Origin of the sequence: Allobranchiibius sp. GilTou38, from assembly GCF_017565325.1 — a bacterium.
Classification (GTDB): domain Bacteria; phylum Actinomycetota; class Actinomycetes; order Actinomycetales; family Dermatophilaceae; genus Allobranchiibius; species Allobranchiibius huperziae.
This window is the reverse complement of record NZ_JAGEKN010000010.1, coordinates 69,005-90,543: the sequence shown is the minus strand read 5'-3', so window position 1 is coordinate 90,543 and position 21,539 is coordinate 69,005. Positions and strand designations below refer to the sequence as shown.

General features: G+C 69.8%; 19 protein-coding genes and 2 tRNA genes. 11 read left to right on the top strand and 10 right to left on the bottom strand.

The window, feature by feature from the left end; all coding sequences use genetic code 11:
* Nucleotides 1-124: 124 nt before the first annotated feature.
* The gene (gene pepN, locus JOB34_RS14630) at nt 125-2,662 is read right to left on the bottom strand and encodes an aminopeptidase N (protein ID WP_208053377.1); all 2,538 of its coding nucleotides are present in this window, start codon (nt 2,660-2,662) and stop codon (nt 125-127) included.
* Nucleotides 2,663-2,737: 75 nt separating this feature from the next.
* Here pepN and JOB34_RS14625 point away from each other — a divergent pair, with 75 nt between their 5' ends.
* From JOB34_RS14625 to JOB34_RS14615, 3 genes are all read left to right on the top strand, one after another.
* Complete coding sequence (locus tag JOB34_RS14625) at nt 2,738-3,373, top strand: DsbA family protein (RefSeq protein ID WP_208053376.1); 636 nt, start codon at nt 2,738-2,740, stop codon at nt 3,371-3,373.
* Between the two features lie 11 nt (nt 3,374-3,384).
* The gene (locus JOB34_RS14620) at nt 3,385-3,849 is read left to right on the top strand and encodes a ribose-5-phosphate isomerase (protein ID WP_208053375.1); all 465 of its coding nucleotides are present in this window, start codon (nt 3,385-3,387) and stop codon (nt 3,847-3,849) included.
* 95 nt (nt 3,850-3,944) lie between these two features.
* Nucleotides 3,945-4,892 (top strand): PP2C family protein-serine/threonine phosphatase, encoded by a 948-nt coding sequence (locus JOB34_RS14615; RefSeq protein ID WP_208053374.1) that lies wholly within the window; start codon nt 3,945-3,947, stop codon nt 4,890-4,892.
* 123 nt (nt 4,893-5,015) lie between these two features.
* On the opposite strand, the gene JOB34_RS14610 is transcribed toward JOB34_RS14615, so the two are convergent.
* Nucleotides 5,016-5,237 carry an antitoxin gene (locus tag JOB34_RS14610; protein WP_208053373.1) on the bottom strand — a complete coding sequence of 74 codons (222 nt, stop codon included), beginning with the start codon at nt 5,235-5,237 and terminating at the stop codon, nt 5,016-5,018.
* A 394-nt stretch (nt 5,238-5,631) separates the two neighbouring features.
* Nucleotides 5,632-5,702 (bottom strand) — tRNA-Gly (locus JOB34_RS14600).
* A 102-nt stretch (nt 5,703-5,804) separates the two neighbouring features.
* Between JOB34_RS14600 and JOB34_RS14595 the strand changes: the two genes are divergently transcribed.
* The 6 genes from JOB34_RS14595 to clpX all read left to right on the top strand — a co-directional run bounded on the left by JOB34_RS14595 (nt 5,805) and on the right by clpX (nt 11,511).
* Nucleotides 5,805-5,878, top strand: a tRNA-Pro gene (locus tag JOB34_RS14595).
* Nucleotides 5,879-6,187: 309 nt separating this feature from the next.
* Nucleotides 6,188-7,591 carry a trigger factor gene (tig, locus tag JOB34_RS14590; protein WP_208053371.1) on the top strand — a complete coding sequence of 468 codons (1,404 nt, stop codon included), beginning with the start codon at nt 6,188-6,190 and terminating at the stop codon, nt 7,589-7,591.
* Nucleotides 7,592-7,842: 251 nt separating this feature from the next.
* Nucleotides 7,843-8,433, top strand: coding sequence for an ATP-dependent Clp protease proteolytic subunit (locus JOB34_RS14585; protein WP_179483731.1), 591 nt, complete (start codon nt 7,843-7,845; stop codon nt 8,431-8,433).
* Between the two features lie 29 nt (nt 8,434-8,462).
* Nucleotides 8,463-9,119, top strand: coding sequence for an ATP-dependent Clp protease proteolytic subunit (locus JOB34_RS14580; RefSeq protein WP_208053393.1), 657 nt, complete (start codon nt 8,463-8,465; stop codon nt 9,117-9,119).
* Nucleotides 9,120-9,781: 662 nt separating this feature from the next.
* Nucleotides 9,782-9,994: a DUF2945 domain-containing protein gene (locus tag JOB34_RS14575; protein ID WP_208053370.1), complete on the top strand. Its 213-nt coding sequence runs from the start codon at nt 9,782-9,784 to the stop codon at nt 9,992-9,994.
* A gap of 230 nt (nt 9,995-10,224) precedes the next feature.
* A complete protein-coding gene (gene clpX, locus JOB34_RS14570; protein WP_208053369.1) occupies nt 10,225-11,511 on the top strand; it encodes an ATP-dependent Clp protease ATP-binding subunit ClpX in 1,287 nt (428 codons plus the stop codon).
* Between the two features lie 86 nt (nt 11,512-11,597).
* Here clpX and JOB34_RS14565 read toward each other — a convergent pair whose 3' ends face one another.
* The 6 genes from JOB34_RS14565 to valS all read right to left on the bottom strand — a co-directional run bounded on the left by JOB34_RS14565 (nt 11,598) and on the right by valS (nt 18,324).
* Nucleotides 11,598-12,152 carry a hypothetical protein gene (locus JOB34_RS14565; RefSeq protein ID WP_208053368.1) on the bottom strand — a complete coding sequence of 185 codons (555 nt, stop codon included), beginning with the start codon at nt 12,150-12,152 and terminating at the stop codon, nt 11,598-11,600.
* The gene (locus JOB34_RS14560) at nt 12,149-13,405 is read right to left on the bottom strand and encodes a DUF58 domain-containing protein (protein ID WP_208053367.1); all 1,257 of its coding nucleotides are present in this window, start codon (nt 13,403-13,405) and stop codon (nt 12,149-12,151) included. The genes JOB34_RS14565 and JOB34_RS14560 overlap by 4 nt, the downstream gene beginning before the upstream one ends.
* Nucleotides 13,406-13,412: 7 nt before the next feature.
* Entirely contained in the window at nt 13,413-14,372 is a 960-nt protein-coding gene (locus JOB34_RS14555) for a MoxR family ATPase (RefSeq protein WP_243758160.1), read from the bottom strand.
* A gap of 8 nt (nt 14,373-14,380) precedes the next feature.
* Nucleotides 14,381-14,872, bottom strand: coding sequence for a hypothetical protein (locus JOB34_RS14550; protein WP_208053365.1), 492 nt, complete (start codon nt 14,870-14,872; stop codon nt 14,381-14,383).
* Entirely contained in the window at nt 14,859-15,596 is a 738-nt protein-coding gene (locus tag JOB34_RS14545; protein WP_208053364.1) for a DUF4129 domain-containing protein, read from the bottom strand. The genes JOB34_RS14550 and JOB34_RS14545 overlap by 14 nt, the downstream gene beginning before the upstream one ends.
* 88 nt (nt 15,597-15,684) lie before the next feature.
* On the bottom strand, nt 15,685-18,324 hold the full coding sequence (valS, locus tag JOB34_RS14540; RefSeq protein ID WP_208053363.1) for a valine--tRNA ligase: 2,640 nt from the start codon (nt 18,322-18,324) through the stop codon (nt 15,685-15,687).
* 209 nt (nt 18,325-18,533) lie between these two features.
* Between valS and JOB34_RS14535 the strand changes: the two genes are divergently transcribed.
* Nucleotides 18,534-19,145, top strand: a complete 612-nt coding sequence (locus JOB34_RS14535) for a GAD-like domain-containing protein (RefSeq protein WP_208053362.1) — start codon at nt 18,534-18,536, stop codon at nt 19,143-19,145.
* A gap of 9 nt (nt 19,146-19,154) precedes the next feature.
* Here the strand turns inward: JOB34_RS14535 and JOB34_RS14530 are convergent, their stop codons facing one another.
* On the bottom strand, nt 19,155-20,237 hold the full coding sequence (locus JOB34_RS14530; RefSeq protein WP_208053361.1) for a hypothetical protein: 1,083 nt from the start codon (nt 20,235-20,237) through the stop codon (nt 19,155-19,157).
* A 93-nt stretch (nt 20,238-20,330) separates the two neighbouring features.
* On the opposite strand from JOB34_RS14530, the gene JOB34_RS14525 reads away from it, so the two are divergent.
* A complete protein-coding gene (locus JOB34_RS14525) occupies nt 20,331-21,146 on the top strand; it encodes a class I SAM-dependent methyltransferase (RefSeq protein ID WP_208053360.1) in 816 nt (271 codons plus the stop codon).
* Nucleotides 21,147-21,539: the final 393 nt, after the last annotated feature.

The following is a 21,539-nucleotide window of genomic DNA, read 5'->3' as shown; positions in this document are numbered from 1 at the left end:
CCCTAACGAACAGCGGGCCGGCCCCTCAACCGTCGTTCGGGCCCGAGCGGGCCACAACGAGCAGCGGGCCGGCCCTTCAAGCGCTGTTCGGGGCCGAGCCGGCCACAACGGGCAGTGGTCAGCGCTAGGCGTCGCGGACCTGCGCCCGCAGGGCCCGGGCGACCGCGTCGCGATGCTCGCTCATGATCCGGCGCAGCGCATCGGGCGCGTCACCGTTGTCGCGCAGCCACGCCTCGGTGGCGTCGAGCAACGGCTGGTCGGCGAGCGTGATGGGGTACATCCGCTTCGCCACCCCGGAGGCGATGGCGAAGGTGCGGCCCTCCCACATGGTGCGGATGCCGGCGTGGAAGCGCTCGACGTACGGCTCCAGCAGCTGCGGGTCGTGCGCCGTGGCGAACCCTGCGGCCACCGCGACCAGTGTCTGGTTCGGCAGGTCCGATCCTACGAAGGCAGCCGCCCAGGCGGCCTCCTTCGCCTCGGCCGTCGGGTACGCCGCCCGCGCGCCGGCCGCTCGCTCCGCACCGGTCGAGGTGCGGTCGCGCGCGAGCTCCTGCTCGATGACGTCGTCGCCGATGGCGCCGGACGCCGCGAGCGACGTGAGCAGGGACCACCGCATGTCGGTGTCGATCGCCAGCCCGGCCAGCGGCGCAGTGCCGTCGAGCAGGCCCCGCACCACGGCGATGTCCTCGTCGCGGACCGCGACCTGCGCGAACGCACGGGCGAACTGCAGCTGGGCGTCGCTGCCGGCTGCAGCGTTCCGCAGGAGACGCCCGAGACCGTCGGCCACCTGATGGCGCGCCGCCTCACGGTGGTCGGGAGCGACGTACATCCGGCGACTGACCGCGATCTGCTCCAGCGCCACCTTGATGGCCGTCGAATCATGCTCCGTCGCAAGCACATCGAGCATGAACGCGATGAAGTCTGTCGCCGCCGTCTCGGCCTCGCGGGTCATGTCCCACACGGCCGCGGTCACCAGTGAGCGTGCCAGGGAATCCTGCAGCGCCGTGGGGTTGGCGAGCACGGTCGCCAGCGACACGTCGTCGAGCCGGATCTTCGTGTAGGCCAGGTCGTCGTCGTTGAGCAGCAACAGGTCCGGGCGCGCCGCGCCGGCCAGCTCGGGCACCGTCGTGCGGGCCCCGTCGACGTCCAGCTCCAGGTACGACGTGCGCTCCAGCCGCCCGTCTCGCAGGGCGTAGCAGCCGACGCCCATCCGGTGCGGGCGCATTGTGGGGTGGCTGTCCGGGGCGGTCTGCTCGATGGTCACGGACGCGAGGCGCCCGTCGGCGGTCTCGATGGCGGGGCGCATCGTCGCGACTCCGGCCGTCTGCAGCCACGTCCGAGCCCACGCGATGAGGTCGCGCCCGGAGGTCTGCTCCAGCTCGGCGAGCAGGTGACGCAGGTCGGTGTTGCCCCACGCGTACTTCTGGAAATAGGAACGCAGGCCCGCCACGAACGGCTCGCGCCCGACGTACGCCACGAGCTGCTTCAGCACCGAGGCGCCCTTGGCGTAGGTGATGTTGTCGAAGTTGTTCTCCACGTCCGACCAGTTGCGCGCGTCGGCGGCGATCGGGTGGGTGGAGCTCAGCTGGTCGGCGATGTAGGCGGAGGACTTCTCGGCCAGGCTGAAGGTGGTCCAGGCGCTGGACCAGCGGGTCGCCTCCGCCTGGGCGGTGGTGGAGGCCCATTCGGCGAACGACTCGTTCAACCACAGGTCGTCCCACCAGCGCATCGTCACCAGGTCGCCGAACCACATGTGCGCGAGCTCGTGAAGCACGGTGAGCGCGCGGCGTTCGACCAACGACTCGGGCACGGCCGAGCGGAAGACGTAGATCTCCGCGATGGTGACCAGGCCGACGTTCTCCATCGCACCCATGTTGTATTCGGGGGCGAAGAGCTGGTCGTACTTGGTGAAGGGGAACTCCCGGTCGAACATCTCCTCGAAGAACGCGAACCCGCGCTTGGTGAGGTCGAAGATGTTGTCGGCGTCGAGGTGCTCGCGCAGCGAACGGCGGCACAGCACGCCCAGCGGGATCTCGCCGGCGCGCGTGGTGACCGAGTCGCGGACGACGTCGTACGGGCCGGCCGCGAACGCGGTGACGTAGGAGCTGATCGGGGGAGTGGGTGGGAAGACCCAGGTGGCCGAACCGTTCTCGCCGGGGGTCGGTTCGGAGGCGGGTTCGTTGGACAGGACCTGCCAGGTCGCCGGGGCGGTGATGGTGAAGGCGAAGCGGGTCTTGAGGTCGGGCTGCTCGAAGACCGGGAACGCGCGTCGGCTGTCCGCGACCTCGAACTGGGTGTAGAGGTAGACCTCGCCGTCGGTGGGGTCCACGAAGCGGTGCACGCCCTCGCCGGTGTTCATGTAGCGGCCGACGGCCTCGATGCGTACGACGTTCTCGGCCGCCAGGCCCGGAAGCGTCACGCGGGCACCGTCGTAGTGGGTCGCCGGATCCAGGGAGACGCCGTTCAGCTCGATCGCGCGTACCGACTCGCCCAGGAAGTCCACGAACGTCGAGGCGCCGGCAGTCGCGCTGAACTCGATGCGCGAGGTCGTACCGAACGTCTGCGGACCGGTCGTGAGGTCCAGATCGACGGCGTGCGCCTGCACTTCGATCAACTCGGCGCGGGCGCCGGCCTCGTCCCGGGTGAGCTCCTGCAGTGCCACGTTCGGTCCCCTTGCGTCGTGTCTCCCGGGCGACTCCCGGGCTCCGCCATCCTGTCATCCGGTCGCAGTGGCAAGATGACGAGTGTGACCACCAGCCGAGCCGAAATGTTCTTCGATCCGATGTGCCCGTGGGCATGGATGACCTCCCGATGGTTGCTGGAGGTGGAGAAGGTCCGCGACATCGAGATCACCTGGTCCGTGATGAGCCTGTCCGTCCTCAACGAGGACCGCGACCTGCCTGAGGAGTACCGCGCCATGATGACCCGGGCCTGGTTGCCGGTCCGGGTGGTCATCGCCGCGGAGCGCGAGCACGGACCCGAGACCCGCAAACAGCTGTACGACGCCATCGGCACCCGTTTGCACCCGGGCGGCCGCGGCAAGGACGAGGACGACCTGCGCGTGGTGCTGAGCGAGGCACTGGACGAGGTGGGTCTGCCGCAGGACCTGCTCGAGCAGGCGCAGAACACCCCCGGCGACGAGACCGACAAGGATCTGCGGGCGTCCCACCAGCGGGCGATCGACATGGTCGGCGACGATGTCGGCACCCCGGTCGTGAGCGTCGAGGGCACCGCCTTCTTCGGACCCGTCGTCACTCCTGCACCCAAGGGCGACGCCGCGGGCAAGCTCTGGGACGGCTGCCTCCTCGTCGCCGCCACCCCCGGTTTCTACGAACTCAAGCGGTCACGCGAAGCGTCGCCGGACTTCAGCTGAGAGGCGAGCGGATGCGGGTGCACATCGGAGGGGACCACGCGGCGTACGACATGCACCGCGAGCTGGTCCGTTGGCTGGGCGAGCAAGGCCACGAGGTGGTCGACCACGGCGCGAAGGAGTACGACGCGCAGGACGACTATCCGGTCTTCGTGCTGCGTGCGGCGGAGGGTGTTGCGCAGGACGAGGGCTCGCTGGGCATCGTCCTCGGCGGCTCCGGCAACGGCGAGCAGATGGCGGCCAACAAGGTGCCGGGCATTCGGGCCGCGCTCTGCTACACGACCGAACTGGCGCAGATCGCCCGGCAGCACAACAACGCCCAGGTGATCTCCCTCGGGGGACGTTTCAACACGGTCGAGCAGGCCAAGGCGATGGTGTCCGTCTTCCTCGAGACGCCGTTCTCGGGCGAGGAGCGCCACCAGCGCCGCCTGGACATGCTGACCCGGTTCGAGAAGGACGGCTCGCTACCGCAGGAATGACGCGGTACGGCGGTGGGTCTGCGCCGCGTAATTGTTGTGTAAAGCCTGCGTATGGGCGTGCTGTGATCCGCTGACGGCCGGGTTACGTTGCGCGTATGGCTGTACACGTCCACTTCACGCCTCGCGATGCGACGCGTGAAGACGGGGTACGCCGGCCCCGCGTGAGAGCCGCGATCATCGCGGCGTTGTGCATCATCGTCGTCCTCACCGTGCTGTCGGCGAGGTTCGACGGTCTGCTCGCCGCAGTGCTCGTGCTGGCGGCTGGAGGGGGGGCTCTCGGGCTGGGGGTCTCCTCCGTGCGGGAATCCCCCTGGCTGTCCCACGCAGTCTCCTCGACCCTGCTCCACGAACTGCACGAACGGGTGCGTGTGCAGGGCCGGATGCCCGAACTCCCCGCCGGGTGGAGGGTCGAGTCGGTGACCCGGGCAGCCGACGGCGATCGTTTCTCGGGCGACTTCGTGATCGGCAACCGCACCGATCAGCACCGTTTCGAGGTGGCTCTGGTCGACGTCTCGGGCAGCGGGCACGAAGCAGGCTCACGTTCGATGCTCATGGGCGGAGCGGTGAGCGGGCTGCTCGGCCCCGTCGCGCCGCAGGACTTCCTGCCCGCCGCCAACGACTATCTGGTGCGCCAGAACTGGTCCGAGGGCTTCGCCACCGCGATCCACGTATGTGTGGATCTGGCCGACGGCAGCTTCTCGGTGGGATCCGCCGGCCACCCCGCCGCCGTGCAGTTCCATGCCGCCACCAACCTCTGGACCACGGTCGACGGGGCCACCGGCACCTGCCTCGGGGTGCTCGAGGGCCAGAACGCACGCGACTACCCCCGGGTGGAGGGTGTCCTGGAGCACGGCGACGCCCTGTTGCTCTACACCGATGGGATCGTGGAGACCCGCGACCTGGACCTGTCGGAGGGGCTGGCCCAGGTGCTGGACACCATCCGCGCGCTCCCGACGTCCGTGGGGTCCGCCGGCCGGGTGTGCGAAGCAGCACGGTCCGGTCAGGGCGACGACCGCACCGCCGTCATGCTCTGCCGCGACTGAACGTCGTCTCCCGCGTCCTGCACGACCCCCCGCACGCTCGACGGGTGCGCACCATGCACGCGAGGGGTGCCGAACCCGTCGGGGCCCGGCACCCCTCGTGACCTGTCTGGTCGGTGATCGGCCTCAGTTCTGGTTCTGGTCTCCGTCGCCCGCGTCGTCGCCGCCCTGACCGCCACCGAAGCGCTCACTGACGGCGTCCTGACCCTTGTCGACCTGGTCGGAGTACTTGCCGCCGGTCTTGTCGTCGACGAAGTCCCCGCCCTTCTCGACACCCTCCTTGAGCTTGTCCGGGTTGTCGCTCGCGAAGTCGCTCGCCTTGTCTTTGGCGCTGTCGAACAGTCCCATCAGATCTCCTTCAAGAGAGGGCCGCGACCAGATGCCGTGGCCTTACGTTCCACGTAAGCACAGGCGGGGGTCGGCCGTCGAGAGGTTCTCCGGGCGTGCAGGGCAGGGTGCCGGCGACCCCGCCGTACACCGGCTCGATAGCGGGGAGCGCGTCCGTCGGCGCGGTCATGTAGTCCTCGTCGAGGATCGCGAGATCCGCGTACTGCCCTGCTGCGATGCGACCCCTGCGGCACTTCTCACCGCTGAAGCATGCGCTGGCGACGGTGGAGGCGTGCATGGCCTCGTCGCGTCCGTGCCGGCACCCATGGGCATCGCTGCCCTGTGCGTTGGCTGCCTGACGACGACCAGAACCATTGCGGGCCAACGCTGTCGGAGCCTGCGGTGCGGCACTGTGAGCGGGTGACGAGAATCGAACTCGCGTAGCCAGTTTGGAAGACTGGGGCTCTACCATTGAGCTACACCCGCGTGGCGCAACCTCGTCCCACCCGATGGTGTGTGGTCCGGTGTGCTGCGCCGAGGCGATAGCGTACTGGCTCGCGTGGTGTGGTTCGCACCAGCCGCGCAGCACGGGGTATGGCGCAGCTTGGTAGCGCGTCCGCTTTGGGAGCGGAAGGCCGCAGGTTCAAATCCTGTTACCCCGACGAAGGAGGGGCAACGGGATGCCGGGAGCGGGCGGAACGAAGTGAGCCCGTGGTTCCTGTCACCCGACGCTTGTTTCTGCGATCGAGATGTCGATCCGGGACGGTCGCGCGGTGTGCGAACCCTCCCGAACCGACATCTGGAGACGCCCGGCCGGGGCACCTCGTACCCCACCGGTTTGCTCGCGCCCCGCTTCGTCAGGGAACATGGCAGACGGTTCCCGCTTTCGCCGCCCGGTCGTCCGGGTCGCCGACGCCCGCCTTGCGACGTACGCCGGCAGAGAGCCCCTTTCGATCTATGGAGTCTGTGCAGTGAAGAGCGCCGTCGACACCCTGAGCCCGACGCGGGTCAAGATGACCATCGAGGTCCCCTACGCCGAGCTGGAGCCGAGCGTCAGCGCGGCCTACAAGACCATCGGCAACCAGATCCAGGTGCCGGGCTTCCGCCAGGGCAAGGTGCCGGCACGGATCATCGACCAGCGGGTCGGCCGTGGCGCCGTGCTGCAGGAGGCCGTCAACGAGGCCCTGCCGGAGTTCTACGGCCAGGCGCTGGAGAGCAACGACGTGCAGCCACTCGGCCAGCCCGAGGTCGAGGTCACCGACGTGCCGGCGAGCGAGGGTGAGGACCTGAAGTTCACCGTCGAGGTCGACGTGCGCCCGCAGTTCGATCTGCCCGACTTCTCCGCGATCAGCGTGACCGTCGACCCTGTCGAGGTCACCGACGAGGACGTCGACGCCGAGATCGAGACCCTTCGCGAGCGGTTCGGCACGCTGGCCCCGGTCGAACGCGCCGCCGCTGAAGGCGACTCGCTCACCATCGACCTGTCCGCCACCATCGGCGACGAGAAGATCGATGACGTCTCCGGCGTCTCGTACGTCGTCGGCAGCGGCAACATGCTCGAGGGCCTGGACGACGCGGTCACCGGTCTGTCCGCCGGCGACACCGCCACCTTCGAGGCCGCCCTGGCCGGCGGCGAGCACGAGGGCCAGGCCGCCCAGTGCTCCGTCACCGTCCAGTCGGTCAAGGAGCGTCAGCTGCCCGACGTCGACGACGACTTCGCCCAGTTGGCCTCCGAGCACGACACGGTCGAGGAGCTGCGCACCGACATGACCGCGCAGGCCGAGCGGGGCAAGCGTTTCCAGCAGGGCATCCAGGCGCGCGACAAGGTCCTGGACCAGCTGCTGGAGGACCTGGACCTCGCGGTGCCGCAGAGCATCGTGGAGGCCGAGGTGCAGCAGCACCTCGAGGGTGAGGACCGCGTCGACGACGACGAGCACCGCGCCGAGGTCACCGAGAGCACCACGAAGGCACTGCAGAGCCAGTTCCTGCTCGACAAGATCGTCGAGGAGAACGAGGTGCAGGTCTCCCAGGAAGAGCTGATCGAGTACCTGATCATGTCCGCGCAGCAGTACGGCATGGACCCGAACCAGTTCGCGCAGGCGCTGGACCAGCAGGGCCAGGTGCCTGCGGTGATGGGTGAGGTCGCCCGCCGCAAGGCGCTCAGCACGGTGCTGGAGCGCGTCACGGTCGTGGACACCAACGGTGAGACCGTCGACCTGAACGCGCTCAACGACGCCGGGGAGGACGACGACGCCGAGGCGGCCGACGGCACCGAGGCCATCGAGGTCACGGGCGACGACGAGGCCACCGACGGCACCGACAGCACGGACGCCGTCGACTCCGAGGACTCCTCTGTAGAGGCGCCGAAGGCCTGAATCAGTTTGTGACTCAACGGGGTCCGCGCATCGATTCGATGCGCGGACCCCGTTGGCATACCGGGCGCAGCTCGGGCGCTTGCGCTCACGGCGAACACGGCCGACATCGGGGACGGAACGGCGCAGGCCGGGCGTTAGGGTCCAGTAGAAGCTGATTCGACCGCTCCGTGACCTCGCGCAGGCGGGGCCGTCCGGAGCAGTCCGACGCGATGAGAGAAGAGACGACCTTGAGTGACATCCAGAAGGTCTCGATGGCGACCCAGGCACCGACCGGGGGACTCGACGACCAGATCTATAACCGGCTGCTGAAGGAACGCATCATCTTCCTCGGCTCCGACGTCCGCGACGACAACGCCAACGTGATCGCCGCGCAGCTGCTGCTTCTGACGGCCGAGGACCCGAACGCCGACATCTGGCTCTACATCAACAGCCCGGGCGGCTCGATCTCCGCGGGCATGGCCATCTTCGATACGATGAACTGGATCCCCAACGACGTGGCCACGGTCGCGATGGGGATGGCGGCCAGCATGGGGCAGTTCCTGCTCTCGGCCGGCACCCCCGGCAAGCGCTACGCGACGCCCAACGCCCGCGTGATGATGCACCAGCCGTCGGGCGGTCTCGGCGGCACGGCCTCCGACATCAAGATCCAGGCCGAGCAGATGATCTTCATCAAGAACAAGATGGCCGAGCTGATCGCCCAGCACACGGGGCAGACCGTCGAGCAGATCACCGCCGACTCCGACCGGGACCGTTGGTTCTCCGCGCAGGAGGCCAAGGAGTACGGCTTCGTCGACCACGTCTTCGAGCGTGCCGAGGACGCCCCCGGGCAGGTGAAGGCATGAGCAACTGGACCGATTCGAGTGGAGCACAGATGAATTCGCCGTACGTCGGTCACGCTGGTCTCTCTGTGCCAGCGCCATCGAGCCGCTACATCCTGCCGCAGTTCGAGGAGCGCACCTCCTACGGGATGAAGCGCTCGGACCCCTACAACAAGCTCTTCGAGGACCGCATCATCTTCCTCGGCGTGCAGGTCGACGACGCGTCGGCGGACGACATCATCGCCCAGCTGATCGTGCTGGAGAGCCAGGACCCCGACCGGGACATCCTGATGTACATCAACTCTCCCGGCGGCTCCTTCACCGCGCTGACCGCGATCTACGACACGATGCAGTACATCCGCCCCGACGTGCAGACGTTCGTGGTCGGTCAGGCCGCCTCGGCCGCCGCCGTCCTGCTCGGTGCGGGTGCCGCTGGCAAGCGCTACGCCCTGCCGAACGCGCGGATCCTGATCCACCAGCCCGCGATGGAGGGCACCGGTGGCACGGCGTCCGACCTCGAGGTCACCGCCAACGAGATCTTCCGGATGCGCGAGTGGCTCGAGGACACACTGGCGTTCCACACCGGCGCGACCGCCGAGCAGATCCGCAAGGACATCGAGCGCGACAAGATCCTCACGTCGGCCCAGGCCAAGGAGTACGGCCTGATCGACCAGGTTCTGACAAGCCGCAAGGCCTCCGGTCAGGACTGAACAAGCCTGACCGCGCAGCACGGCGTACGCCGCTCACCCGACCAGGGTGGGCGGCGTCCGTGTGTTCCGGGTCCGGTCGTGCACGCTGACATCCGGATTCGGGAGGGTGTCGACCGCGCCATACCGTGCGAAATCGGGACCTGACCGCGGCCGCCCCGAAGTAGCGCCGGCAGGCGGTCACCTGGGCGCCGGTGGCGATCCACTCATCCACGAAGAGCGCGCGATCGGTGCTGCGGAGGACTGCACGCCGCACCGCGAGCTCCTGTTGCTCATCGCAGTAGTCCGGCGCCGTGGTGCGCACGAACCACTGGTCGGTGTGCGCGCCCGTTCCGCCCCCTTGCGCACCTCGACGAAGCCCACGCCGAGATGGATGCGACCAGAGGACCAAGCAGCAGGCCGCGGGACTGGACGCCCATGACCACCGTCGGATCGCCCTTCGGGAACAGGCCACCCAGCATCGGACCGAGCCGCGCGAGCAGATCGGGATCGCGCCACCACCCGCTCACATCGGCGTAACTCACGCGGTGCGCGGGCCACCGCGGTGGGTCGGAGTGCCACCTGAAGTGGTGGCGCAACGTGGTCTGCATCTGGTTCACGGCTGTGAGTGTGGCGGGTGACCAGGTTTGACTGCCAACGGATTTCGCAGCGCGTACGGTGGGGCGATGAGCATCCGCAAGGGCAGCACGGTCACGTGGAAGTGGGGTCGGGGCACAGCTGACGGGACGGTTACCGCTGTGCACCACGACAAGGTCACCCGCACCGTCAAGGGGAGCGAGATCACTCGCAACGGCAGTGACGACGACCCGGCATACGAGATCGAGCAGGACGACGGGACGAAGGTGCTGAAGCTGCGCAGCGAGGTCGAACAGGCCTGACGGCCACCGCGCAGGGTCGCCGCGCGCCCTGTACGGCGCGCCGTGGCTCCACGCGCGCGGCGAGGCCGTCAACCGGGCGTACGAGGGGCGTTGCGCCGACAGCGGACAGGCGTGACTTGTGCCGCGACACCGGGTTTCAATGACGTGGGCGCAAGTCGCCGACGGGTAGCGTCGGCACCTCGACACCCGTCGCACAAAGTTCTCGTAGGACCGCCGGAAAGGATCGCCACGTGGCACGCATCGGAGAGGGCGGTGACCTGCTCAAGTGCTCCTTCTGCGGGAAGAGCCAGAAGCAGGTCAAGAAACTGATCGCCGGGCCCGGGGTCTACATCTGCGACGAGTGCATCGACCTGTGCAACGAGATCATCGAGGAGGAGCTCGCCGAGACCTCCGAGGTGGGCCTGGACAAGCTGCCCAAACCGCGTGAGATCTTTGAGTTCCTGCAGCAGTACGTCGTCGGTCAGGACGCCGCCAAGCGTGCGCTGGCCGTCGCCGTCTACAACCACTACAAGCGCATCCAGGCCGCCGAGCAGATCACCAAGAAGGACGCGACGGCCGTCGAGATCGCCAAGTCCAACATCCTGCTGATCGGCCCGACCGGCTGCGGCAAGACCTATCTGGCGCAGACGCTCGCGCGGATGCTCAACGTGCCCTTCGCGATCGCCGACGCCACCGCGCTCACCGAGGCGGGCTACGTCGGCGAGGACGTCGAGAACATCCTGCTGAAGCTGATCCAGGCCGCCGACTTCGACGTGAAGAAGGCCGAGACCGGCATCATCTACATCGACGAGATCGACAAGGTCGCCCGCAAGAGCGAGAACCCCTCGATCACCCGTGACGTCTCCGGCGAGGGTGTGCAGCAGGCGCTGCTGAAGATCCTGGAGGGTACGACGGCCAGCGTGCCGCCGCAGGGCGGGCGCAAGCACCCGCACCAGGAGTTCATCCAGATCGACACCACCAACGTGCTCTTCATCGTCGGCGGGGCGTTCGCCGGACTGGAGAAGATCATCGAGTCCCGTGCGGGCAAGCAGGGCCTGGGCTTCGGCTCCGAGCTGAAGCTGAACACCGGTGCGCTGGAGAGCTTCTCCGACGTGCTGCCGGAGGACCTGATGAAGTTCGGGCTGATCCCGGAGTTCATCGGCCGGCTCCCGGTCATCACCACGGTCGAGCCCCTGGACCGTGCGGGCCTGGTCTCGATCCTCACCGAGCCGCGCAACGCGCTCGTGCGCCAGTACGAGAAGATGTTCGAGATCGACGGCGTGGAGCTGGAATTCAGCGAGGATGCCATCGAGGCCGTCGCCGAGCAGGCGATGCTGCGCGGCACCGGTGCCCGCGGACTGCGTGCGATCCTCGAAGAGGTGCTGCTGCCGGTGATGTTCGACGTGCCGAGCGAGGACGACATCGCTCGCGTCGTGATCACCCGCGAGGTCGTTCTCGACAACGTCAACCCGACGATCGTGCGCCGCGAGGCCACCCCGCCGGCGCGAAAGCGTGCGCCGCGCAAGGAATCCGCCTGACTCGGATCGACGTCGCGAGGGCCCCGCAGCACCGATGGTGCGGCGGGGCCCTCGTCGTACCCGCCTGAGCCGGTACGGCGGCCGGCTCACCCATCGCCGTCGCCGTCGGTGCGAGTGAGCTCTCGGCGCACCCACAGGAGCACGCCGGCGAGCAGCAGCAGCGCCATCACGGTGAAGACGTCGGTGGCCGGGAGGCGTCGGGTGCTCCAGGCCAGAGCGGCGCACCACGTCAGTGCCGTCAGGACGCCGACGACGGCGATCCGCGTACCCCAGAGGGCGGTCACTGCGCGCCCGACCGGCGATCCCGGATGGCCGTGCGCCACCAGGGTCAGACAACTGTGGTTCACCAGCAACGCTGCGGCGACGATGAGCGTGTAGCCGTCCACGCCGCGGGAGCCCGCCCAGACCCACCCCAAGGCGGTGACCACCGTCAGCAGGTTCGCTCCGACCCCGGTCGAGTCGAGCAGGACGAGGGCCATGGCCAGGGCGAAGAGCACGATCTCCAACGCGTTTGCGTGAGCCGCGACCGGGATCATCACCTGCACCAGGACCGCGCTCAGCACCGCCGCGAGCAGCAGCAGCAGCCGATGCGGATGCAGGTCGAGGACGGTCGCGGAGTCAACGCGTCGTGCGACGGTCATCGGACACGTCCCCCCACCCCGGCCGCGCCCATCCGGCGCAGCACCGGATCCAGCGAGCCGGGCCCCCGCCACGGCACCACGGCGAGACCGTGGGCCTGCAGCCGTTGGATGCGTACCTGTCGCTGCAGCATGCTCAGCCGCTGCGCGGGGTCCCCGGATGCGGCGACCGCCGGCAACGAGTCGACCAGCACGGTCGGAAGGCCGCGCTGGGCCGCTTCGGCGGCGAGGGTGGTGGCGGCGGTGCCGACCAACGGGGTGACCACGACGACGAGCGTGCCGCGCGATGCACGGATCCGGTTGCGGGCGCCCATGCCGGCGCCGAGCGCTCCGGGCCGCACCCCCGACAGCTCGTGCAGGATCCGTCGCAGCTGTCCCGACCCACCCCTGCTGCGCACGCGTTCCGGGCGGACGCTGCTGAGGACCTGCAGCCCCACGCGTTCCCCACGCTGCAGCAGATGCGCCGCCATGGCCGCGCAGGATCGGACCCCGATGTCGAGCGAGGTCTCGGCGTGCGTACTCGAATCGCCGTACTCCTCCTCGGCGTCCAGCACGAGCAGGATCTCGCTGTCCAACTCCGCGTAGGTCGTGCGGACGTGCAACTGTCCGGTCCGCGCGGAGATCGGCCAGTGGATGCGGCGCAGTCGATCGCCGCTCTGAAAGCCCCGGATGTCCGCGAACTCCGAACCGTCACCGCGACGCTGGCTGCGGTTCTGGCCGACCAGACCGGCGGGCCGGGGCGCACCGCCCGTTGCGGTGAAGGCGGGAATGGCGGGGCTGACCTGGACGCGGCTCGGACGGAACGGCAGCGGACCGGCCCGGAAACCGGACCAGGTGCTGAACGCGACGCAGCTGCCGCTGCCGACCTCTGCGGGTCCCCATCGCCGGGCGGCCCACCGCATCGACAACTCGGCGGATTCACCGGACGGTATGGCGCGCAGCAGGCCGGACGCCGGGTCGGTATCGACGTGCGCGGTGCAGGAGGTGGTGGCGTCGACGATCTCGGCGCCCGCCAGATCGGTGACCTGCAGGGACCATGTCTGGGTCGCCCCCTCATGGGTACGCGGCACCGTCGTCGCGTCGATCACCCGCGGTCGTCCTTCCGGGCGGTCCAGGAGCGACCAGACGGAGATGATCAGCAGGGGAGCGGCCACCACGACCAGACCGGAGTTCTGCGACAGGACGGCGATGACGAGCAGACCTGCTGTGGCCCCGGCCGCGGTGAGCAGAGCCGGGGTGGGACGCCAGCCGTTCACGGGACCGTCACGACCGCACCCTGGACGAGGGGGCGGCCACCGTCTGCAGCAGTTCCCGGACGACGTCGACTCCGGACACCGAGGTCATCCACAGCTCCGGCAGGACGCTCACCCGGTGGGCGAGCACTGCGGTCGCCACGCTCTTGACGTCCTCCGGCGTGACGAAATCGCGACCGCGGACGACGGCCACCGAGCGTGCCAGGAGGACCAGGGCGAGCGAGCCTCGCGGCGACGAGCCCATCGCCAGCTGGCCGTGGGACCGGGTGGCTGCGGCGAGGCGTACGCAGTACTGGGTCACCGACGGGTCGACCCGCACCTGTTCCACGGCATCCTGCATCGCGATGAGCTCGCTCGCGTCGATCACCGGGGAGAGGGTGACGGCCTCCTCGCGGCGCGCCATCCGGCGTTCGAGGACGTCGATCTCCTCGGCCTCTTCCGGGTAGCCGAACGCGATGCGGCTGAGGAAGCGGTCGAGCTGGGCCTCAGGAAGCGGGTAGGTGCCTTCGTACTCGACCGGGTTGGCCGTCGCGACGACGTGGAACGGTCGGGGGAGCGCGAAGGTCTGCCCCTCGATGGTCACCTGCCGCTCCTGCATCGACTCCAGCAGCGCGGCCTGGGTCTTCGGCGGCGTCCGGTTGATCTCGTCGGCGAGGAGCAGCCCGGTGAAGACGGGTCCCTCCCGGAAGACGAACTCCGCGCGTCCCTGGTCGTAGACGAACGACCCGGTCAGGTCCGACGGGAGCAGGTCGGGGGTGAACTGGGCGCGCGCGAACGACAGCCCCAGGGACTGCGCGAAGGACCGTGCGGCGAGGGTCTTGCCGAGACCGGGGTTGTCCTCGATCAGCACGTGGCCGCCGGCCAGGATCGTCGCCAGGACGACCTCCAGCTGCTTGCGCTTGCCGATCACGGCGAGTTCGACCTGATCCAGCACCTCCCCGGCCCTGCGGGTGGCATCGGAGGGGGTCATCGGTGCGGTCATAGCTCCTCGATCGATGTGACGACGTGGTCCAGGTCCTCGGGGCGGAGTCGCGGCGCGGGATCGGTCCGCAGATAGCGCTCCAGCGGCGGGGGCAACGACTCGAGTGCCGGGAGGCCCCGCAGCGGGCGCTGCTCCAGGCGGTCCTGCACGAGTTGGCGGACGGCGTCCTGCAACGCCGCGGCGGCCGTGGGCGAGGTGCGGCGGCCGTTCGACGTGGCCTCCTCACACAGCCGGCGCAGATAGCTCGCGGCGGGGTCGCCCCGGGTGTAGTGCGCGGGGTACTCCGCCGGCTCGGTCCACCGAACGGTGGATGCCGCTGCGCCCGCGTCCACCGCGAACCAGCACACCGCGCATGCGGCGAAGACCCCGGCGCCGAGCGGCAGAACGGCGATGTCTTCATTGCTCAACCTGACCCCGATGACCACGACCGCCACGGCAGCCACGGCGAGCAGCACGCGGGTCGCCCACCGACCTCTACTGACGGCCACTGGGGCTCCCGTCCGTGCTTCGGACCGTCTCGCCGGCGGTCAGCGCGTTGAGGCAGTGCACGGCCTCGGCGCGGTCGTCCTCGCTCATCGGATGGTCGCTGAAGCGGGCTTCGCGGTAGAGGTCGGCGAGGCGCAGGATCCACCGCCCGGGGACGTCCATGCCGTCGAGGACCCGGATCGTCAGCTCCGCGGGCGTCTCACTGCGATGCGGCGGCACCCCGGCGTCGGCGGCGATGCCCTCCAGCCGCACCCAGGCCGCGATGATTCCGGCCCGCGGTGACCCCTGCTCGACAGCCCGCAGCAGATCCGGAAGGGACTCCGTCAGGACCTCCGACCGGGCGGACCCGACGTGCTGTCGCCTCGCCGACGAGGATCGGCGCTGGTCCCAGCGACGGCGCAGCGCCTCCGACAGCGGGCCGGCCCCCAGCGCCAGAACCGCGATCACCAGGACCAGGAGCAGCACGGCGAGCAGCACGACCAGCACCGCGAGCACGGTCAGCCCGGAGCCCCCCGAGGTCCGGTGGCCCGTCGCGGCCGGGGACGATGACGCCGGTGTTGTGGTGGGTGTGGGGAGGGGCGTCGAGGACGTCGTCCTCGTGGAGCTGTGCACGATCGCGGGACGACGGGTCGTCGCGGCCAGCAGGGCCAGGACCAGCACGGCGACGCCGACAGCGATCAGGGTGACCCGTCGCTGCAGGTGCGTCGCGCGTCCCCCGCTGACCATGCCGTGACTGTAATCTGCCCCCGCGGTTGTCAGCGGATCTGTGGCGAATACGTCACCAAACCGCTGACAACCGGCAGGCGGAGCGAGGTCAGGCGCCTCGCGGGGGCGGTGGCACCAGTTCGACGTCCTGTACGGCGAGGGCCGGCCCGTCGGCGTACGTCATGCCGGTCACCTTGCCGGCGGCGCGCAGGTCGTCCTCACCCGCCCGGATGAGCTCCTGCACATCCGCGGGCGCGGTCAGCGTCATCGAGGTGACCTGCGCGCGCATGCCGAGCTTCGCGTCCGACTTGGCCTTGCGGATCCCGGCCAGGGCGTCTCCGACCACCCGCAGTGCACGTGAATCTCCCTCGGCGGCACCGCATTCGGCGACCGTCGGCCAGGACGCGCGGTGCACCGAATCCTCCTGCCACCACGACCACACCTCTTCTGTGGCGTAGGGCAGGAACGGGGCGAAGAGCCGCAGCAGCACCGACAGCGCGACCCGCAGGGCCGCCCGGGCGCTCGCGGCACCCTCGTCGCCCTGCGCGCCGTACGCGCGGTCCTTGATCAGCTCGATGTAGTCGTCGCAGAAGGTCCAGAAGAAGCTCTCGGTGACCTCCAGCGACCGGGTGTAGTCGAAGTTCTCCCACCCACGGGTCGCGACCTCGACGACGTCGCGCAGCCCGGCGAGCATCGCGCGGTCCAGGGGGTGCGTCACCGCGGCCGGGTCGCCGTCGGACTCGCCGATGGTCAGCGCGAGCTTGCTGGCGTTGAGCAGTTTCATCGCCAGGCGCCGGCCGACCTTCATCTGCCCGGTGTCGTACGCCGAGTCGGCGCCCATCCGCGCGGACGCCGCCCAGTAGCGCACCGCGTCCGCGCCGAACTGCAGCACGACGTCGAGGGGGGTCTCGGCGTTGCCCTTGGACTTGGACATCTTCTTGCGGTCCGGGTCGAGGATCCAGCCGTTGATCGCCGCGCCGCGCCAGGGCGCCTCACCATGCTCGTAGTGGCTGCGCACCACCGAGGAGAAGAGCCAGGTGCGGATGATGTCGTGACCCTGCGGACGCAGGTCCATCGGGAAGATCGCGTCGAAGAGCGCCGGGTCGTTACGGGACTCCGGGTCGCTGGTGACAGGCCACCCTGCAGCGATCTGCGGGGTGAGCGACGACGTCGCCCAGGTGTCCATGATGTCGGGGTCGGCGGCGAAACCACCGGGCACGCCGCGCTGTTCGGCGGTGTAGCCCGACGGCACGTCGACCTGCGGGTCCAGCGGCAGCTGGCTCTCGTCGGCCGCGATCGGTCGCGTGTGGTCGATCTCGCCATCGGCGTCGATGGGGTACCAGATGGGGAACGGAACGCCGAAGAACCGCTGCCGGCTGATCAGCCAGTCGCCGTTCAGCCCCTCCACCCAGTTGGTGTAGCGGCTGCGCATGAAGCCCGGGTGGAAGTCGATCTCGCCCCCGCGGGCCACCAGCTCCTTGCGCAGCTCCTCGCTGCGGCCGCCGTTGCGGATGTACCACTGGCGGCTGGTCACGATCTCCAGCGGCTTGTCGCCCTTCTCGAAGAAGTTCGCCTTGCGCTGGGTGTTCTTCGGCTCGCCGTCGAGGTCGCCGCTCGCGATCAGCGCGTCGACCACGGCCTTGCGGGCGGAGAAGACCGTCTTGGTGGCCAGCTCGTCGACGTAGAGGGCCTCCCCGGGGCCGCCCGCGATCCACTCCGGCGTCTCGCCCTGGATGCGGCCGTTACGGGTGATGACCGAGCGGATCGGCAGCTGCAGCTCGCGCCACCACTGCACGTCGGTGAGATCGCCGAAGGTGCAGCACATCGCGATGCCGGCGCCCTTGTCCGGCTCGGCGGCCGGGTGGGCCAGCACGGGGATCTCGACCCCGAAGAGGGGCGAGGTGACCGTCGTACCGAACAGGTCGGCGTACCGCTCGTCGTCCGGGTGGGCGATGAGCGCGACCACGGCGGGCAGCAGCTCCGGGCGGGTGGTCTCGACGTGGACCGGGTCGGCGTCGGTGCGGTGGAAGGCGATCCGGTGGTACGCGCCGGGGTAGTCGCGCGCCTCGACCTCGGCCTGCGCGACTGCGGACTGGAAGGTGACGTCCCACAGTCCCGGCGCCTCGGCCTGGTAGGCCTCGCCGCGGGCGAGGTTGCGCAGGAACGCCTGCTGGGCCACGGCGCGGGAGCGGTCGTCGATGGTGCGGTAGGAGTGCTGCCAGTCGATGGAGACTCCGAGCGTGCGGAAGAGCTGCTCGAACGACTCCTCGTCGCGCGCGGTCAGCTCCTCGCACAGCGGGATGAAGTTCGCGCGGCTGATCGGCACCTGGTCGGCCGCCTTGACGGACCTGCCCTCGGCGCCCTGCAACGGCGGCACGAAGTCGGCGTCGTATGCCGCGGCGTGATCCCCGCGCACGCCGTAGTAGTTCTGCACGCGGCGCTCGGTCGGAAGGCCGTTGTCGTCCCACCCGATCGGGTAGAACACCTCGCGGCCGCGCATCCGCTGGTAGCGCGCCATGCAGTCGGTGTGGGTGTAGCCGAAGACGTGCCCGACGTGCAGGCTGCCGCTGGCCGTCGGCGGCGGGGTGTCGATGGAGTAGACCTGCTCGCGCGGCAGGCTCAGCGCGCGCTCGCGGTCGAACGCGTAGGTCTGCTCACGCGCCCATACCGCGCCCCACCGCTCCTCGAGGCCGTCGACCGTGGGCCGGTCGGGGACGGAGGAGTGGGCTGCGGCGGGGCGTTCGGTCATGGCCGTAATGATCCCAGACGTGCGCCGATGCCCTCACCGGGGTTTTCCGCGGGCCGCCGAGCGTGGTTGTCAGCGCAGGAGTGACGCCGGCACCGGGAATCGGCTGACAACCGGCCGGGCCGAGCCTCGCGGTGGCGCCGCCCGCTCTCGCCCGGATCGACTACCGTCGGTCGACGTACCCGCCCGACCCCCGAAGGAGACACCGCGCCATGACCCAGACGTCCGACCAGCGCGCGAGCGACATCGGCGCCGCCGTACGCCGTTTCGTGCAGGCCTTCCCTCCGGGTGCGGACGTGCGGGTCCCTAGTCCGCAGTTCCTGGAGTACGCCGATGGGCGCCTGCCGGACGCGCTCGTGGAGCTGTGGCGCGCGTATGGACTGGGTTTCTACGGCGACCAGGCGCTCGCGATCGTCGATCCGGGCCACTGGGTGTCGACGCTGCAGGTGTGGCTCGGCGATCAGGTCGCCAGCGTCCCGTTCGCCGTCACCAGCTTCGGGCACGTCTACCACTACGAGCGGGTCGACGGGCGCGACGTGATCTCCTGCCTCGACCCGCACTTCCAGACCAATACGGTCATCGACGGCGACATGGCCGCGTTCCTGGGCGAGCACCTGCCCGGCCCGACCTCGCACCCGCGCGACCTCGCCGGGCCGCACAAGGGCGCCCGGCAGCGCAAGGACGAGCTGCGTGAGGGGGAGATCTACTTCTTCACCCCGATCCTGGCGCTCGGCGGCAAGGTGCACCCGGACAACCTCGACCGCGGCGACGGCGTACGCCACCTCGACCTGATCCACGAGCGGGTCGGCCAACAGCGCCGCTGACCTGCGGGCTCAGCCTGCAGGATCCCGCCAGGTGAAGCGGTAGCCGATGCTCGCCGCGTACGGGCCGGGCTCGGACGGATCGGCCTGCACGCTGACCTCCAGGTCGTACGCCGACGTCGTCGTCCGGATCGTGCGCGCGGTGTCGGCGGGACCGGCGAACAGAGCAGAGATCGCGGACGGTGCCAGGCCCAGCGCCGGTGCGGCCCGCACCAGTTGGGCGCGTGCTTCGGCCACGGTCCCAACCCACGTGGTGCTCGTGCGGGAGGGGGCCGCGCGCTGGCGGACGAGCTGCGGGTCGGCGTCGCGCCCCGAGGTCGAGGTCAGCGAATCGACGGCGAGCGTCACCGTGCCGTGCGGCGTACGCAGGGTCAGCGCCACCGGGGCCTTGGACGGGGGAGTCGTCTGGATGTCCGCCCGGGCGTAGTCGTCGAGGAAGCCCAGCTGCGCCCGGCTGGGTCGCGTGCGCGCGTCGAGGTCCATCCGACCGTCGTGCAGGACGGCGGCGACGGCAGCGTTGTGGTACCGGTCGAAGCTGAAGTAGTAGTAGCGCTCTCCGGGAGCCGACAGCGTGGCGGACAGGTTCGACTGGCGCTGCACCTCGACGAAGAGGTCGCGCGACGGCGATCCGTCGACCAGCGCGTCCGAGGCGGACGGGCGGTGGGAGATGCCGAGGAGCGCCGACTGCTGGGCCAGGGCCGTGTCCGCCGCGTCCTCGGAGGGGTAGAGCACGTCGACCGTGAAGTACTTCGGCCGGTGGCTGTGGTCGGTGTCGACGGCACCGCCCGCGTCGTCGGTGTCACCGTCGATCGAGTGGGCGGGCAGTTCCAGCACGCCGCCGGGCAGGGTGACCGTGAGCCGGTAGTAGTGCCGGTACCCGGCCTCGTATCCGCGCCAGTTCTGACCGGTGGGCAGTCCGAAGGCGGCACGGGTGGGGGTCTGCCGCAAGTCCATCGACACCTGACCGTGGTGCACGATCGTCGGCGGGTCCGGGTCCGGACGCGACGACGATGTCGTACGACCGGTGTGGAAGCTCACGCTGCACCCGGTGAGTGCGACGGTGACGATCGCCGCCGCACACGTCCCGCGCCCCATGCACGAAGTATGACCACGTGGCGACGGCGTCCGGGTGCATCATGGGTCGACTCGCTCGGACATCAGCTGCGAGCGCCCCGTGAGGACAGCGGCATGCAGAACCCTGGTTTGCCCGAAGGGCCCGTCGACGGCGGCTGGGGGTTCGGGGTCCCCGGCAAGGACTACGACTCCTTCATGGGTCGCTACGCACGGCCGCTCGCGACACGGTTCGCCGACGCCGCGGACGTGAGCGCGGGAGTGACGGTGCTCGACGTCGGGTGCGGAACGGGCGCATTGACAGGGGAGCTCGTCACCCGTCTCGGGATCCGCTCGGTGATGGCGTGCGACCCCTCGGAGCCGTTCGTGCAGGAGTGCTCGGCGCGGCATCCCGGCGTCGACGTACGCCGGGGTGCCGCTGAGGAGATCCCCTTCGACGACGGGTCCTTCGACGTCGTCCTCGCCCAGCTGGTGCTGCACTTCGTGGGTGACCCGGAGCGCGCGCTGACTCAGTTCCGGCGGGTGCTCGCGCCGGGAGGGCGCGCGGCGGTCTGCGTCTGGGACTCCGCGGGCGGCATGCAGATGCTGCGGTCGTTCTGGGATGCCGCGCTCGCGGTCGATCCCACCGCCCCCGACGAGTCGCGCCGGCTGCGCTTCGGGACGGCGGGCGAGATCAGCGATCTCTTCGCCGCGGCCGGCTGGCGGGTGCAGCCCGAGACCACGCTCCCCGTGAGCGCGGAGTACGCCGATTTCGAGGATCTGTGGTCGGGCTTCCTCGCGGGTGTCGGGCCTGCCGGCGCGTACTGCCTCGGCCTGTCCGAACAGGACCGCGCCGCGGTGCGCGCGCAGCTGTTCCGCGAGTTGGGCTCGCCGACCGCCGGCTTCAGCCTGGACGCGGTCGCGCGGTGCGCCGTCGCGGTCGTGCCGGACTGAGCAGACCCGTCCCGGGCTGTCGACGAAGTGTGCGGTATGCGTTCTCGGCCAGGACTGCAGCACTGGCCGAGAACGCAGAACCCCCACCGCGTCGAGAACCGTCCCTCGGATCGCCCGTGCGCCGCGCGAGGGCGACCCCGCGCGGACGCCGTACACTGGGTCACACAGCGTTCGAGCCGTCATCAGCGGCGAGCTTCCGGAAGAACAGCGTCGACGGCGCCCAGTAGACCCGGACGGGACGAGCCCGTCACAGCTCAGGAACAAGCGGTCGTACGCTCGCGCCACGCGGGATGTACGGCAAGCGGGGTGGTACCGCGGTGTCGCCGGTGACAGACCGGCGTACGTCGTCCTCGGGCAGCGCAGAGGACGATTCGCAGACCGAAGGACGCACCC